Annotated in this window: 14 protein-coding genes; 4 read left to right on the top strand and 10 right to left on the bottom strand. The window is 72.7% G+C overall.

Features of this window, described 5'->3' with window-relative positions; translation table 11 throughout:
- Nucleotides 1-65: 65 nt before the first annotated feature.
- The 4 genes from mshC to AB0F29_RS08705 form a co-directional block, all read right to left on the bottom strand.
- On the bottom strand, nucleotides 66-1,295 hold the full coding sequence (mshC, locus tag AB0F29_RS08720; RefSeq protein ID WP_265602502.1) for a cysteine--1-D-myo-inosityl 2-amino-2-deoxy-alpha-D-glucopyranoside ligase: 1,230 nt from the start codon (nucleotides 1,293-1,295) through the stop codon (nucleotides 66-68).
- A gap of 121 nt (nucleotides 1,296-1,416) precedes the next feature.
- On the bottom strand, nucleotides 1,417-2,256 hold the full coding sequence (locus tag AB0F29_RS08715) for an SCO1664 family protein (protein WP_361869017.1): 840 nt from the start codon (nucleotides 2,254-2,256) through the stop codon (nucleotides 1,417-1,419).
- Nucleotides 2,220-2,810, bottom strand: a complete 591-nt coding sequence (locus AB0F29_RS08710) for a DUF3090 domain-containing protein (RefSeq protein WP_018959545.1) — start codon at nucleotides 2,808-2,810, stop codon at nucleotides 2,220-2,222. The genes AB0F29_RS08715 and AB0F29_RS08710 overlap by 37 nt, the downstream gene beginning before the upstream one ends.
- Before the next feature lie 70 nt (nucleotides 2,811-2,880).
- The gene (locus AB0F29_RS08705) at nucleotides 2,881-3,603 is read right to left on the bottom strand and encodes a histidine phosphatase family protein (RefSeq protein ID WP_361869014.1); all 723 of its coding nucleotides are present in this window, start codon (nucleotides 3,601-3,603) and stop codon (nucleotides 2,881-2,883) included.
- A gap of 54 nt (nucleotides 3,604-3,657) precedes the next feature.
- Here AB0F29_RS08705 and corA point away from each other — a divergent pair, with 54 nt between their 5' ends.
- Nucleotides 3,658-4,650 (top strand): magnesium/cobalt transporter CorA, encoded by a 993-nt coding sequence (corA, locus tag AB0F29_RS08700; protein WP_361869012.1) that lies wholly within the window; start codon nucleotides 3,658-3,660, stop codon nucleotides 4,648-4,650.
- Nucleotides 4,651-4,713: 63 nt separating this feature from the next.
- Here corA and AB0F29_RS08695 read toward each other — a convergent pair whose 3' ends face one another.
- Both AB0F29_RS08695 and AB0F29_RS08690 read right to left on the bottom strand, forming a co-directional pair.
- Entirely contained in the window at nucleotides 4,714-5,502 is a 789-nt protein-coding gene (locus AB0F29_RS08695) for a ferritin-like domain-containing protein (protein WP_361869010.1), read from the bottom strand.
- A gap of 253 nt (nucleotides 5,503-5,755) precedes the next feature.
- A complete protein-coding gene (locus AB0F29_RS08690) occupies nucleotides 5,756-6,805 on the bottom strand; it encodes an LLM class F420-dependent oxidoreductase (protein WP_361869008.1) in 1,050 nt (349 codons plus the stop codon).
- Nucleotides 6,806-6,943: 138 nt separating this feature from the next.
- Between AB0F29_RS08690 and AB0F29_RS08685 the strand changes: the two genes are divergently transcribed.
- Complete coding sequence (locus AB0F29_RS08685; RefSeq protein WP_361869007.1) at nucleotides 6,944-7,927, top strand: aldo/keto reductase; 984 nt, start codon at nucleotides 6,944-6,946, stop codon at nucleotides 7,925-7,927.
- A complete protein-coding gene (locus AB0F29_RS08680; RefSeq protein WP_361869005.1) occupies nucleotides 7,924-10,284 on the top strand; it encodes a helix-hairpin-helix domain-containing protein in 2,361 nt (786 codons plus the stop codon). Before AB0F29_RS08685 ends, AB0F29_RS08680 begins: the two co-directional genes overlap by 4 nt.
- Nucleotides 10,285-10,374: 90 nt before the next feature.
- On the opposite strand, the gene AB0F29_RS08675 is transcribed toward AB0F29_RS08680, so the two are convergent.
- Entirely contained in the window at nucleotides 10,375-11,040 is a 666-nt protein-coding gene (locus AB0F29_RS08675; protein ID WP_361869002.1) for a hypothetical protein, read from the bottom strand.
- Nucleotides 11,041-11,087: 47 nt separating this feature from the next.
- Between AB0F29_RS08675 and AB0F29_RS08670 the strand changes: the two genes are divergently transcribed.
- Nucleotides 11,088-11,276: a DUF5703 family protein gene (locus tag AB0F29_RS08670; protein WP_109977076.1), complete on the top strand. Its 189-nt coding sequence runs from the start codon at nucleotides 11,088-11,090 to the stop codon at nucleotides 11,274-11,276.
- A 70-nt stretch (nucleotides 11,277-11,346) separates the two neighbouring features.
- On the opposite strand, the gene AB0F29_RS08665 is transcribed toward AB0F29_RS08670, so the two are convergent.
- From AB0F29_RS08665 to AB0F29_RS08655, 3 genes are all read right to left on the bottom strand, one after another.
- On the bottom strand, nucleotides 11,347-12,159 hold the full coding sequence (locus tag AB0F29_RS08665) for a chaplin (RefSeq protein ID WP_361869000.1): 813 nt from the start codon (nucleotides 12,157-12,159) through the stop codon (nucleotides 11,347-11,349).
- 139 nt (nucleotides 12,160-12,298) lie between these two features.
- On the bottom strand, nucleotides 12,299-12,532 hold the full coding sequence (gene chpH / locus AB0F29_RS08660) for a chaplin ChpH (protein WP_361868997.1): 234 nt from the start codon (nucleotides 12,530-12,532) through the stop codon (nucleotides 12,299-12,301).
- 153 nt (nucleotides 12,533-12,685) lie between these two features.
- Nucleotides 12,686-14,020, bottom strand: a complete 1,335-nt coding sequence (locus AB0F29_RS08655) for a M20/M25/M40 family metallo-hydrolase (protein ID WP_361868994.1) — start codon at nucleotides 14,018-14,020, stop codon at nucleotides 12,686-12,688.
- Between the last annotated feature and the right edge of the window lie 34 nt (nucleotides 14,021-14,054).

Genomic DNA, 14,054 nt, shown 5'->3' with positions numbered 1-14,054 from the left:
GGAGCGCCGCACGGGAGACGATCCCGTGCGGCGCTCCGTTCGTGTGTCCGGTGCCGCGCTCCGTCCTACAGCGCGACGCCCAGCAGGGCGTCGACCGTACGCGAGACGACGCCGGGCGCACCCTCGTCGGTACCGCCCTCCGCGCCCTGGAGCGCGGCCCAGCGGTCCACCGCGGCGAGCGCCGCGGGGCTGTCCAGGTCGTCAGCGAGGGCCTCGCGGACCTCTTCGACCAGCGCGTCGGCGGACGGTCCGTCGGGGCGCGAGACGGCGGCCCGCCAGCGCGCGAGGCGCTCGACGGCGTCGGCCAGCACCTGGTCGGTCCACTCCCAGTCGGACCGGTAGTGGCGGGAGAGCAGGGCGAGCCGGAGGGCCGCCGGGTCCACGCCGTCGCGGCGCAGCGTCGAGACGAAGACCAGATTGCCGCGCGACTTGGACATCTTCTCGCCGTCCAGGCCGACCATTCCGGCGTGGACGTACGCCTTGGCGAACGGGTGCTCACCGGTCAGCGCCTGGGCGTGGGAGGCGCCCATCTCGTGGTGCGGGAAGGCGAGGTCGGAGCCGCCGCCCTGGATGTCGAAGCCCATGCCGAGGTGGTCGAGCGCGATGGCGACGCACTCGATGTGCCAGCCCGGGCGACCCTCGCCCAGGGAGGCCCCGTCCCAGCTCGGCTCGCCCGGGCGGGCGGCCATCCAGAGCATCGGGTCGAGGGGGTTCTTCTTGCCGGGGCGCTCCGGGTCGCCGCCGCGTTCGGCGGAGAGCAGGCGCATCGCCTCGGCGTCCAGGCCGGAGACCTCGCCGAAGTGCGGGTCGGCGTCGACGGAGAAGTAGACGTCGCCGTCCAGGTCGTAGGCGGCGCCCGCGTCCCGGAGGCGTTCGACGAGGGGCACGATGCCCGGTATCGCCTCGACCGCTCCGATGTAGTGCTGCGGGGGCAGCATCCGCAGCGCGGTCATGTCCTCGCGGAAGAGCGCCGTCTCGCGCTCCGCGAGCTCGGTCCAGTCCTGACCGTCGCGCACGGCCCGCTCTAGCAGCGGATCGTCCACGTCGGTCACGTTCTGGACGTAGTGGACCTGCCGCTTGGTGTCGAGCCACACGCGCTGAACGAGGTCGAACGCGTTGTAGGTCGCCGCATGACCCATATGGGTCGCGTCGTACGGCGTGATGCCGCAGACATAGATGCGGGCGACGGGACCGGGGTCAAGGGTGATCCGTCCGCCGGTCGCGGTGTCGTGGATCCGAAGGTCGCGGCCCTTGCCAGGCAGGGCGGGGACCTCAGAAGCGGGCCAGGCATGCATGTCATGAGCGTAACCGGACGATGCTTCCGGATACGAACCGGCATCGGAAACCTGTCCGAAGAGGCCCTCTTGCGTGAAACCCGGGCCGGGCGGTATGGCCCGGCCCGGACCCGCGGAGCTCCTACACCGGCGGCCAGGGAATGGGCGGCCACTGACCGCTCGGCCGCGGGTGCACGGCGCTCCTGACCAGCCCCGCGACCCGCTGCCGCAGGGCCTCCAGTTCGGCCGGTGTGATGAGTTCGGCCATCCGGGTGGCGAGGGCGGCGCCCGGCGCCAGCTCGCCGGCGAGCCGGCCCAGCACGGCCAGCGCCTCCTCGGTCAGCGGCTCGCCCGCCCAGCCCCAGAGCAGGGTCCGCAGCTTGTCGTCCGCGTTGAAGGTGACGCCGTGGTCGATGCCGAAGAGCCGTCCGCCGTGGGCGGGCAGCAGGTGTCCGCCCTTGCGGTCGCCGTTGTTGATCACCGCGTCCAGCACGGCGAGCCGCCGCAGCCGCACGTCGTCGGCGTGCACCAGCAGCGCGGTCTTCCCCTCCCCCACGTCCGCGAAGCCCACGGCCTTCCAGCCGTCACCGGGCTCCTCGTCCTCGACGAGTGCCAGCAGCTCGGGGGCGTCCTCGCCGGGCGGGGGGCCGTCGATCCAGAGCTGGCACATGCCCTGCCCGTACGGCCCGTCCCGCAGCACGGTCGGCGGCACGAGGTCCCAGCCGGTCGCCCGGGAGACCTCGTACGCGGCGACCTCCCGCTGGGCGAGGGTCCCGTCGGGGAAGTCCCACAGCGGCTGCTCCCCCGCGACCGGCTTGTAGGCGCAGGGGCGCGCCTCGCCCTCGTACGCCACCGTGCAGTGCAGCACCGCGTTGGACGCTCCGCCGACCTGCCCGAGGACGGTGATCGTGCCCTCGGTGAGCAGGGTGAGCAGGTCCGTGTCCGTCAGGCTCCGCGACGGTATCCGTTCTGGCGCGGGCATACGTGTCCTTCCGGATCAAGGGGCAGGCTGCACAGCGGACACGGCGGGCGGCCGGCGTTGACGACGTCCAGGGCCCGCTTGGCGAAGGCGCGGGCCTGGGCGCCGCTGAGCCGGACACGGAGCATCGGCGGGCCGTTCTCCTCGTCCTGGAGGAGCTTCTCCTCGGCCTCCGCGAGGTCGTCCTCGGAGCCGGCGTCGAGCTCGACGAGGGCCTGCGCCTCGACGATCATGCGCTGCTCCTCGCCGTCCCACGCCAGGGCCATGGTGCCGACCCGGAACTCCTCCTCGACGGGCACGTCGAGCGGCGCGGTGTCGGAGACGTCGGTCGGGGCCACCGCGGGCACCGGGGAGTTGCCCCCGGTGCGGCGTACGACCTCGTCGAGCAGTTCGTCGATCCGCTCGGCGAGAGCGGTGACCTGGGCCTTCTCCAGGGCGACGCTGGTGACCCTGCCCTGGGAGGACGCCTGGAGGAAAAACGTACGGCGGCCAGGCAACCCGACCGTACCGGCCACGAATCGGTCCGGTGGGTCGTAGAGGAACACCTGACGGGACACGTCCTGCTCCCTTGAGCTTCGATGGTGGTTGGGCGGCGCTACGGCGCGTCCACCCTACTGCCCGGAGCGATCACGGCGCGCCCGCACCGCCCCCGACCGTCGCGTCCGCCGAGCCGTCGTCCGTGGGGGACGCGGCGGCGTCCGCCCCGACGGACTGCTCGCGGGGGGCCAGGGAGGCGAGGTCGCCGGTGTCGCCGAGCCTCAGGATGAAGGGGCGCAGCCTGGTGTAGCGGATCGCGGTGACCGAGCAGGGGTCGACGTGGACACGCTGGAAGAGGTCCAGGTGCATGCCCAGCGCGTCGGCGACGAGGGACTTGATGATGTCGCCGTGCGAGCACATGACGTAGGTGGCGTCCTCACCGTGCTCCGCCTCGACCCGGTCGTTCCAGTCGCGTACGGCGTCGACGGCGCGGGCCTGCATCGCGCGCATCGACTCGCCGCCCGGGAAGGCCGCGGCGGAGGGGTGCTGCTGGACGACGGACATCAGGGGCTCGTCGGACAGTTCGGCCAGCTTCCGTCCCGACCAGTCGCCGTAGTCGCACTCGCTGATGCGGTCCTCGGTGTGCAGGGACAGGCCGGGGCGGGCGTCGAGGAGCGGCTGGAGCGTCTGCCGGCAGCGCTCCAGGGGGCTGCTGACGGCGAGGACCGGGACCACCGCGGAAAGCCGCGCGGGGAGGGCCGCGGCCTGTTCGGCGCCGCGTTCGTCGAGGGAGACACCGGGGGTGCGGCCCGCGAGCACTCCGGCGGTGTTGGCGGTCGAGCGTCCGTGGCGTACGAGGATCAGGGTGGGCATACCCGCCAGCCTAGAGGGGTGGCGAAGGTGCGCCGGAGCCGGTCACGGGGAAGAATGCCCGCCGTGATCGTGGACTGTGCCATCTACCGGGACGGGCGCCGCACCGAACGGCCCGACGACTTCTCCGATGCCCTGGACGAGGCGCGGGACGCACAGGACGCGTTCCTGTGGATCGGGCTGCACGAGCCGACGGAGGAGGAGTTCGACCTCGTACGGGACGAGTTCGGGCTGCACCCGCTGGCCGTGGAGGACGCGTTGCGGGCGCATCAGCGGCCCAAGCTGGAGGTGTACGACGACTCCTTGTTCGCGGTCCTCAAGCCGGTCGTCTACGAGCCGGAGAGCGACAAGGTCAGCGCCGACGAGCTGATGGTCTTCATAGGCGACTCGTTCGTGGTGACGGTCCGGCACGGCGAGGGAGCCCCGCTGGCAGCCGTGCGCCGCCGGCTGGAGGCCGAGCCCGAGGTGCTGAAGCACGGCCCGACGGCGGTGCTGTACGCGGTCAGCGACGCCGTCGTGGACCACTACATGGACGTCTCCGGTGAGCTCCAGCTCGACCTGGAGGAGCTGGAGGCGGAGGTGTTCGCCCCGAGCGGCGGCGATTCGAAGAACACCGCGGCCCGGATCTACACCTTCAAGCGACAGGTGCTGGAGTTCCGCCGGGCGGCCGGGCCGCTGACCGCTCCGATGGCCCGGCTCTCGGGGGCGGGCGTGCCGTTCGTCCACGAGCACGCGCAGCCGTTCTTCCGGGACGTGGCCGACCACCTGACGCGCGCCAACGAGCAGGTGGAGGGGTTGGACCGGCTGCTTTCGGACATTCTGTCGGCGCATCTGGCCCAGATGGGCGTGCGGCAGAACGACGACATGCGCAAGATCTCCGCCTGGGCGGCCATGGCCGCCGTCCCGACGATGGTGGCGGGCGTCTACGGCATGAACTTCGACCACATGCCGGAGCTGCACTGGGTGTGGACGTACCCGGCGGTGGTCGCGGCGATGGGCTGCGCCGTGTTCGGTCTCTACCGGCTGTTCAAGCGGCGCGGCTGGCTCTGAGCGCCCCGGCGCCCGCGAGGCGTGTGCTGCGTGCGTGCGTCGTACGCCGTACGCCCTGCGCCCTCAGGCGTACTCGCGCTCCGGTGCGGCGGGGCTGCCCAGCGCGTCGCGCCTCCGCGGCATCTCCAGGCTCACCATCCGCCGCCAGCCGACGAGGCGCTCGTACGCGTACACCGCGTGGATGCCCGCGGCGAGCACGGCCGCCTTGGGCCGCGGCCAGCCGAGCACCCGGCCCATGGCGGCCATCACGGCGAGGCTGACGTCGTGGTAGACGCGGATCTCGGCCAGGGCGCACTCGCGCATGGTCCGCTGGATGGTGCGGCCGTGCCCGGCGCGGGCGAGGCCGAGGAGTTCCTCGTGGCAGTAGGCGAGGTGGTTGTCCTCGTCGTGGGAGATCATCTTCACCGCGCGGCCGATGTCGGGGTGGTCGGCGAAGTACCGGCGCAGCAGGCGCATCTGCTCGGAGGCGCGCTGCTCGGTGACGCGACTGTGGGCCAGATAGGTGATGATGTCGCGCTCGGTGAGCCGCTGCTCGCCGCGCAACCGTGAGTGCGCGAGCCCGATGCCCTGCTGTTCCAGGAGCATCGTGTAGTCGGTCTCCGGCGGGACCTCGACGGGCGGCAGTCCGCGCTTCTTCAGGAGCGCGTGGAAGATCCGGCCGTGCTTGTCCTCGTCGGCGCCGTGCCGGACGATCTTGGGAGCCAGGTCGCGGCAGCTCTCCGGGACGAGTGCGGCGATGCGGGCGTTCTCCCAGCCGCCCTGGGCCTCACCGCTCGCGGCGATGGAACAGAAGAGCCGGTAGGACTCGTCGTTGTCCAGAATCTCCTGGAACAGAGTCTGCGCTGAGAGCATGACGGCCACCTCCGTACCCGTTGCCCGCGGAATCGAGGTCCGCGGAGCAGTAGTGCGCAGGAAGAGTCAAATGCGCCGCGGGGCGGTCGGCAACCGGGGCGACCGGCGGGCGGCGCCCGGCGCGGCGGCGTAACCCTTGGGCGCTCGGCGCGTTGTTCCGGGTGACGGCCGTGGCGGGGAGGACCCCCGAGCCCCCACCACGGCCGTAGTGCTGTCCCGGTTGTACCGGTGTCGTCTGTACCGGTGTCGTCCGTCAGGCGAGCCCGGAGCGCTCCAGGGCGTCCGTGCCGGCGCGCAGGGCGGTGAGCCGCTCCTCCAGGGTGAAGCCGGCCGGGGCGAGGTTGAGCGTGGTGACCCCGGCGGCGGCATAGGCCTGCATCCGCTCGGCGATCCGCTCGACGGGGCCGAGCAGCGCGGTCTGGTCGATCAGCTGGTGCGGCACGGCCGCCGCGGCCCCCGCCTTGTCCCCGCCGAGGTACTTGTCCTGGATCTCGGCGGCCTCCTTCTCGTACCCCATGCGCTGGGCGAGCTGGTTGTAGAAGTTCTGCTTCCGGCTGCCCATCCCGCCGACGTACAGCGCGGTGTACGGGCGGAACATGTCGGCGAGGCCGGTCACGTCGTCGCCGACGGCGAGCGGCAGCGTCGGGCTGACGTCGAAGCCCTCCATCGTCTTCCCGGCCTTCTCCCGGCCCGCGCGCAACGGCTGGATCGCGGTCTCCTCCAGGTGCTCGGCGGAGGGGAAGATCAGCAGGGCGCCGTCGGCGATCTCGCCGGTCTGCTCCAGGTTCTTGGGGCCGATCGCGGCGATGTAGAGCGGGATGTGCTCGCGCTGGGGGTGCACGGTGAGCTTGATCGGCTTGCCCGGACCGCCGGGGAGCGGCAGCGTCCAGTGCGCCCCCTCGTACGACACGCGCTCGCGGGTCATCGCCTTGCGGACGATCTCCACGTACTCCCGGGTGCGGGCCAGCGGCTTGTCGAACTTCACGCCGTACCAGCCCTCGGAGACCTGCGGGCCCGAGACCCCGAGGCCGAGGCGGAAGCGGCCGCCGGAGAGCGAGTCGAGGGTGGCGGCGGTCATCGCCGTCATGGTGGGCTGGCGCGCCGGGATCTGCATGATCGCGGAGCCGACGTCGATCGACTCGGTCCGGGCCGCGACCCAGGTCAGCACGGTCGGGGCGTCGGAGCCGTACGCCTCGGCCGCCCAGCAGACGTCGTAGCCGAGCCGGTCGGCCTCCTGCGCGACGGCGAGGTTGTCGCCGTCCATGCCGGCGCCCCAGTAACCGAGATTGATGCCGAGCCGCATAGCCGCTCCCCTTACTGATCAGTAACGTCCCTTTCTCCGGACTCTAGCGCGGGTGACGGAGATCCGGCAGGCCCGGCGGACCTCCGGTTGTCCACAGGCCTCCACCCGGTGGGGTCGTGGCCAGTAATCTCAGCGCCCATGGAGCAGAGGCATCTCGGCCGTACCGGCCTTCGCGTGTCCCGGATCGGGCTCGGCACCCTCACCTGGGGCCGGGACACGGACGAACACGACGCCGCCGACCAGCTCAAGGCCTTCTGGGACGCGGGCGGCACCCTGGTGGACACCGCCGATGTGTACGGGGGCGGCGAGGCCGAATATCTGCTCGGGCGGCTCGTCGGGAGCCTGGTCCCCCGTCAGGATCTGGTCCTCGCCACGAAGGCGGGCAACGTCCCGGACCCCTACCGCCGCTTCAACGGTTCGCGCGGGCACCTCCTGGCCGCTCTGGACGCGTCCCTGGAGCGGCTCGGCACGGATTACGTGGACCTGTGGCAGATCCACGCCTTCGACCCGGGGACCCCGTTGGAGGAGACCCTCCAGGCGGTGGACCTCGCCGTGTCCTCCGGCCGCGTGCGGTACGCGGGCGTGTCGAACTTCTGCGGCTGGCAGCTGGCGAAGGCCGCCACCTGGCAGCTCGCCGCGCCCGGGGTGCGCACCCGGCTGGCCAGTACGCAGATGGAGTACTCGCTGCTCCAGCGGGGCATCGAGCGCGAGGTGCTGCCCGCCGCGCTGGACCTCGGGATCGGGCTGCTGCCGTCCTCGCCGCTGGGGCGCGGTGTGCTCACCGGCAAGTACCGCCAGGGCACCCCGTCCGGCTCCCGGGCCGCGTCGACACGGCTCGCCCCGTTCGTCGAGCCGTATCTCGACGACGCCTCGGCCCGCATCACCGACGCGGTGGCGACGGCGGCGGACGGACTGGCGACGAGCCCGCTCCAGGTGGCGCTCGCCTGGGTCCGGGACCGGCCCGGGGTCGCCGCGCCGATCGTCGGTGCGCGCAACGCCGGGCAGCTCGCGGAGGCTTTGTCAGTGGAGGCGCTTAGTCTTCCCTACGAGATCTGCCAGGCGCTCGACGATGTGTCGGCGCCCGTGCACCGCTATCCCGACCAGGACTGGAGCACGCTGTGACTGCGCTTCCCGGGGAGACCCCCGGCACCGTCGGCACGGACACACCACAGGACACCGTGTCCCCGCCGGAGGCCGGTGCCGACGGCCCCGAGCACGCCGAAGCGCCCGATGCGTCTGACGTGCCCGATGCACCCGATGGGCCCGACGCTCCTGATGCCTCCGGAGGCACCGGTCCGTCGGACACTTCGGCGGGTGTCGAGGAGGACGGGCGCGAGGACACGGAGGACGACGCGGACGACGCGGAGGACGGGGAGGACGGGGAGGACGGGGAGGACGGGGCGACCGCTGACGCCGCGCCCGCCGAAGCGGCTCCCGCCGCCGAGCTCTCGGAGGCGCAGGCCGAGCTGGCCGCCCAGCGCGAACTGCGGGAGCGGATCGAGAAGCGCAAGGCGGAGAAAGCCGCACCCATCCCCGCCGGCACGGGACTGAGCGGCACGGCCGCCGAGCTGCTCGCGGCCGTCCGCGCCGTGGAGAGCGGTGAGAAGGCGGGCACCGCGTTCTTCGACGCGCCCGCCCCGGCCGCCCGGCGCCCCGCACCGGCCGCCGCACAGCCATCCCGGTCCCCCGGGCCCGCCGCCGCACCGACCGCACCGACCGCGTCCCCCGAAGCCCTGGACGCGGTGCGCGCGGTACTCACGGAGGGCGGGGCCCCCGAGGCGCTGGCCCGCCCGGCCGTCGGCGCGCTGGGCGAGCAGGCCGCCGAGCTGCTGCGCACCGACCCCTGGCAGCTGCTGACGGTGCCCGGTGTGCGACCGGAGCAGGCCGACGGCTTCGCGCGGGCCCTGCTGGGCGCCGCATGCGGCCCCGACGACGGCCGCAGGACGTCGGCGCTGGTCGGCTGGCTGCTGGAGCGTGCCGCCCTCCAGGGCCACACGGCACTGGACGCCGAGACCGTACGGGCGGCGCTCGCCGAGCGCGCGGTCGGCGACCCGGACGCGGCGGTGCGGGACGCCGTCGAGGAGGGTGTCGCCCTGGTCTTCGGGGAAGCCGACCAGCCGGCACCGGACGACGCCGACCCGGCGGACGGCGAAGCGGACGGAGCGGGCCTCGCGGAGGAGGCCGACGTCGTGCGGGAGCCGGTCCAGGTGCTGCTGGGCCTGGACCGCTACGCCCTGGCCGAGGAGAGCCTCGCCGATGGCCTGGCCCGGCTGGTCAACGCCTGCGAGAAGGCCGCCGACTGGACGGAGGCGGCCGCCGCCGCCCCGAGCCCGTCGGCCGCCGAGCTGATCCGTACGACCGCCGCGGCCGGACTGGTCGCGCACAGCGGCGGCGAGGCGGCCAGGGCCGAGCCGGCCGCCCTGATCGCGGCGGCGCGCGGCCTGGGGCTGCGGGCCCTGGGCGCCACCCACAGCGAGGACGGCCGCCGGAGGCTCGCGGCGGCCACCGGTGATCCGGACACGGCGGTCACGCTGGCCGGCCTGCTCTCCGGTGGGCAGGGCCCCGGCCGGGACGAGGACGGGGCGCTCGCCCTGGATCTGCTGGTCGTGCTGGACGCCCCGCAGCTGGACGTGGAGGGTGCGGCGGTCCTGGTCGAGGCGCTGGCCGACGGCGCCCGGCTGGTGTTGAGCGGCGACCCGGGCGTGCTGGGCTCGGCGGGCGCCGGGCGGGTGTTCGCCGATGTGCTGGCGTCCCACGCCTGCCCGCAGGTCGTCTCCCGCACCCCGGACCCCGGGCCGATCGGCGAGCTGGTCTCCGGTATCGGCATCGGCGAGCTGCATCAGGTCGACGCTCCTGGCAAGGAGGTGGTGATCGTCCCGGTCCGCGACGCGGGCGAGGCCGTCCACCGCACCGTGCAGTTGGTCGCCGACTCGGTGCCCCGGGCGTTCTCCATCCCCGCCGAGGAGACCCAGGTGATCACCGTGGGCCATGGCGGGGCCGCCGGGACCAGGGCGCTGAACGAGGCGCTGAAGCAGCGGCTCAACCCGGGCCCCGGCCGGTTCGGCGGTTTCGACCCGGGCGACCGCGTGGTCCATGTGCCCGCGCCCGGCCGGGCGGTGCCCGGGGTGGTGCGCTCGGCCGACGCCGAGGGGCTGCGGCTGGACTGCGGGGGCGTCCCCGTCCTCGTACCGCAGGAGCGGGTGGAGTCGTCGGTGCGGCACGGCTGGGCCCTCAGCGCCCATCAGGCGGCGGGGATGCGCTGGCCCGCCGCGGTCGTGGTGCTGCCGGGCGACGCCGCGCAGGGGCTGAGCAGACCCTGGGTGTACACCGCGTTCGGCCGGGGCGAGCGGCATCTGTCCGTGGTGCACGGGGTGGACCAGGCGCTCCCGCGGGCGGTGGCGCAGGTTCCGGCCCAGGAGCGGACGACACGGCTGCGCGCGCTGCTGGAGGCGCTCCCGACGCCCGACGCGTCGTCCTAGGGATTGAGCTGATCCGGACAGCGGTGGGGCCCCGGTGCGCTGTGCGCCGGGGCCCCACCGTCACGTCCGGTGCGGGAGGAGGGAGAGGGGTCAGAGGCCGCCCGCCGAGGGGCCGGCGAAGTCCTCGTCCGACTCGTCCTCCTCGTCGAAGACCGCGCTGACGTCGAAGCGGCAGACCACCAGTTCGGGGTCGGCGTCCTCGAACGGGGCGCCGAGCCACTCCCCCGGCTCCGGCGGCGCTTCCGCGGCCGAGACCCAGAGGGTGGAGTCGCCCTCCTCCAGGCCGAATTCCTTGTGCCGGGAGGCGATCTCGTCCGGTTCGTACTCGCCGAAGAGCACACCGAGCGCGGCGTGGACGCTGGTGCCGACCACCGGGGCCGTGTCCTGTCCGCCGCCCGGACCCGCGTCGAGGTCGGCGAGGCGCTGCGCCTGTGCGAGCAGCCGCGGGGGCTCCGCGACCAGGTAGTCGCGCCGGATCAGGACGCTGAGCGCGCTGGGCTCGGCGGGACCGGCGTAGGGAGGCAGGGAGTCGTCGGCGCCGGGGATCTCGAAGGGGGTGACTTCGTCGTAGCGCTCGTAGAGGAGTTCGTCGTAGACCTCGGCGGCAGCGGCAAGGGCGTTGAACGCGTCGTAGACGGCGGGGTCGTCGTCCCCGGTGCGGCGTTCGACCGCGTCGAGGTGACGGTCGATCGCGGCTTTGACCGCCTCGGCGGCGGCACGTACCTCGGCAGCGGTGGGCTGCGCAGCATCAGACATAGTGCAGACGCTATCCGTACCGGGGCTCTGCCCGCACAATAGATGCGATGCCGGAATACGAATTCGCCGACGTGTACGTGCCGCGCGGGGTCTCCCGCAAGGAAGCGGCCCGACTCCTGACCGACCACGCCGAGTACGGACACTGGGAACTGGACCGCCTGACGCTCCGCAGGGACGGCAGCCGCAGGGTGCGGCTGCGCAGACGGATCATCCGTCAGCTACGGGCCACCTGGTGACAGGGAGCGGGCCCCGCGGTCGCGGGGCCCGCTCTCCCGTCCATGCTGTGCCGTGGTGTGCGCGCCCGGATCAGGCGGCGCTGCGCGAGCGGCGGTAGAGAACCGATCCCGCACCGGCGAGCAGCAGTCCGGCGCTGGCCGGGATGAGCAGTTCGAGCCCGCCCCCACCGGTCTGCGCGAGCTGCTCCCCGGGGATGTGCCGGGTCTCGGGAGCGTTCGGCTCGGGCGGCTGGTTGGCCGGCGGGGTGACCGGCTTCTCCGGCGTGACGGGGGGCTTCTCCGGCTGCTCGGGCGGCGGGGGCGGAACCTCGGCGTCGTTGGAGCAGCTGTTGCCGAAGGTCGGATTCAGCAGACCGATCACGGAGACGCTGTTGCCGCAGATGTTCACGGGGACGCTGATCGGAGCCTGGATCGTGTTACCGGAGAGAATGCCGGGCGAGCCCTGGGCGGTTCCCTCGGCCGTGGCGCCGCCGCCCGGGGCCCGGTGACGGCCGGTGCCGGGCTCGGAGTGCCGGTCCGACGTGTCGGTGTGCCCGCCCGAGGCGGCGGTGTCGCCGGCCCGGGCGCCGTTTCCGGAGCCGCCCGGGACCGAGCGCTCCTGGGGAGCTGCCGAGCGGTCCCCGGAGCGGTCGGACTCTGCCGATCCGTTCTCGCAGTCGTTTCCGAACACCGGGTTGATGAGTCCGCCGACGGTGACGGAGTTGCCGCAGACGTTGACCGGGATGTCGATCGGGACGCTGACCGAGTTGCCGGACAGCACGCCCGGTGAGCCGGAGGCGGTACCGGCCGCCCCCGAGTCGGCGTGGGCGTATCCGCCACTCAGCGCGAGCACTCCGCCCGCAGCCGCCATGGTGATCAGGCCTTTACGAGTGACCTGTCGCATAGGTTCGTTTCCTGCCTTCTGGCTTCCGAAAAACCCCCGGACATGACCGTGCGGGAGCCGAATGCCGAACGGTCCCGGAGTGCATGGAGTGCACTCCGGGACCGGTCGAGCTCAAACCCTTACGGGTCGACCTTCAACGTCAGGCGTTGACGCAGGTGTTGCCGAAGGCGGGGTTCAGCAGACCGATCACGGAGACGGTGTTGCCGCACACGTTGATCGGCACGTGGATCGGGACCTGGACGACGTTGCCGGAGAGCACGCCGGGGCTGCCGATGGCAGCACCCTGGGCGCCCGCGTCGGCGGAAGCCATGCCCGCACCCGCGAGAACGAGGCCACCCGTAGCAGCCGCAACTGCGACGACCTTCTTGATCATGATTCCTCCTAGTTGGAAAATGCGGTCCCAGCCGCGGACCGCAAACCTTGTAACGAGGAGGATCTGGCGGGGCTACGTGTGAACGACTCGTTTCACTCGTTCGGACATGTCCGTACAGGTGGACGAATCACCGGCGAATCGGTCAGGGAGCGGTCAGGCGTGGTCGATGAACCGGTCGAGCACCCGCACGCCGAACTGCAGACCGTCGACCGGGACCCGCTCGTCGACGCCGTGGAACATCCCCGCGAAGTCCAGCTCCGGCGGCAGCTTCAGCGGGGCGAATCCGAAGCCCCGGATGCCGAGGTCGTCGAAGGACTTGGCGTCGGTTCCGGCCGAGAGCATGTACGGCACGGCACGGGCGATGGGGTCCTCGGCGACCAGCGCGGTCTGCATGGCGTCGACCAGCGCGCCGTCGAACGTGGTCTCCAGGGCCTTGTCCGCGTGCACGTCCTCGCGCCGGACGTTGGGCCCGAGGATCCGGTCCAGGTCCGCGAGGAACTCCTCCTCGTACCCGGGGAGGTACCGGCCGTCGACGTGGGCGGTCGCCTGGCCCGGGATGACGTTGACCTTGTAGCCGGCGCCGAGCTGCGTGGGGTTGGCGGTGTTCTGGAGGGAGGCGCCGATGAGCTTGGCGATGCCGCCCAGCTTGGCGAGCGTCTCATCCATGTTCTCCGGGTCCAGCTCGGTGCCCAGCGCGTCGGAGAGCTCGTCCAGGAAGTGCCGCAGCGTCTTGGTGACCCGCACCGGGAACTTGTGCCGGCCCAGTCGGCCGACCGCCTCGGACAGCTCCGTGATGGCGTTGTCCTTGTGGATCATCGATCCGTGTCCGGCGGTGCCGTCCACGGTCAGCTTCATCCAGTGCATGCCCTTCTGGGCCGTCTCCACCAGATACAGCCGCAGGTTCTCGTTGACGGTGAAGGAGAAGCCGCCGACCTCGCTGATCGCCTCGGTGACGCCCTCGAAGAGCCCGGGGTGGTTGTCGACGAGGTAGCGCGCCCCGTACGTCCCGCCGGCCTCCTCGTCCGCGAGGAAGGCGAGCACGATGTCGCGCGGGGGCTTGCGGCCGGTGCGCATGCGCTCGCGGACGACCGCGAGGGTCATCGCGTCCATGTCCTTCATGTCGACCGCGCCCCGGCCCCAGACGCAGCCGTCCGCGATCTCCCCGGAGAACGGGTCGTGGGTCCAGTCCGCCGCGTTGGCCGGGACGACGTCGGTGTGCCCGTGGATCAGGAGCGCCGGGCGGGAGGGGTCCTCGCCCTCGATCCGGGCGACCGTGGAGGCCCGCCCCTTGTGCGACTCGAAGATCTTCGGCTCCAGGCCGACCTCCGCGAGCTTCTCCGCGACGTACTCGGCCGCGAGCCGCTCACCGGGGCCGGAGTGGTCGCCGTAGTTGCTGGTGTCGATCCGGATCAGGTCACGACAGAGGTCGACGACCTCCCTCTCGGCGTTGCCGCCGGTGACGGCCTTGCCCGTGCTGCTCTCGCTCACGCTGGTTCCTTCCACTGTCGCTGTGGTGCTCCCC

It is taken from the genome of Streptomyces sp. NPDC026589 (assembly GCF_040638385.1).
GTDB lineage: Bacteria > Actinomycetota > Actinomycetes > Streptomycetales > Streptomycetaceae > Streptomyces.
This window is presented reverse-complemented; position numbering and strand designations above follow the sequence as displayed.

Coding starts and splice junctions, on each gene's coding strand:
- AB0F29_RS08705 (WP_361869014.1), bottom strand. CDS start 3,603: ATGCCCACCCTGATCCTCGTACGCCACGGACGCTCGACCGCCAACACC.
- chpH (WP_361868997.1), bottom strand. CDS start 12,532: ATGATCAAGAAGGTCGTCGCAGTTGCGGCTGCTACGGGTGGCCTCGTT.
- AB0F29_RS08715 (WP_361869017.1), bottom strand. CDS start 2,256: ATGCCCGCGCCAGAACGGATACCGTCGCGGAGCCTGACGGACACGGAC.
- mshC (WP_265602502.1), bottom strand. CDS start 1,295: ATGCATGCCTGGCCCGCTTCTGAGGTCCCCGCCCTGCCTGGCAAGGGC.
- AB0F29_RS08670 (WP_109977076.1), top strand. CDS start 11,088: ATGCCGGAATACGAATTCGCCGACGTGTACGTGCCGCGCGGGGTCTCC.
- corA (WP_361869012.1), top strand. CDS start 3,658: ATGCCCGCCGTGATCGTGGACTGTGCCATCTACCGGGACGGGCGCCGC.
- AB0F29_RS08695 (WP_361869010.1), bottom strand. CDS start 5,502: ATGCTCTCAGCGCAGACTCTGTTCCAGGAGATTCTGGACAACGACGAG.
- AB0F29_RS08685 (WP_361869007.1), top strand. CDS start 6,944: ATGGAGCAGAGGCATCTCGGCCGTACCGGCCTTCGCGTGTCCCGGATC.
- AB0F29_RS08675 (WP_361869002.1), bottom strand. CDS start 11,040: ATGTCTGATGCTGCGCAGCCCACCGCTGCCGAGGTACGTGCCGCCGCC.
- AB0F29_RS08665 (WP_361869000.1), bottom strand. CDS start 12,159: ATGCGACAGGTCACTCGTAAAGGCCTGATCACCATGGCGGCTGCGGGC.
- AB0F29_RS08690 (WP_361869008.1), bottom strand. CDS start 6,805: ATGCGGCTCGGCATCAATCTCGGTTACTGGGGCGCCGGCATGGACGGC.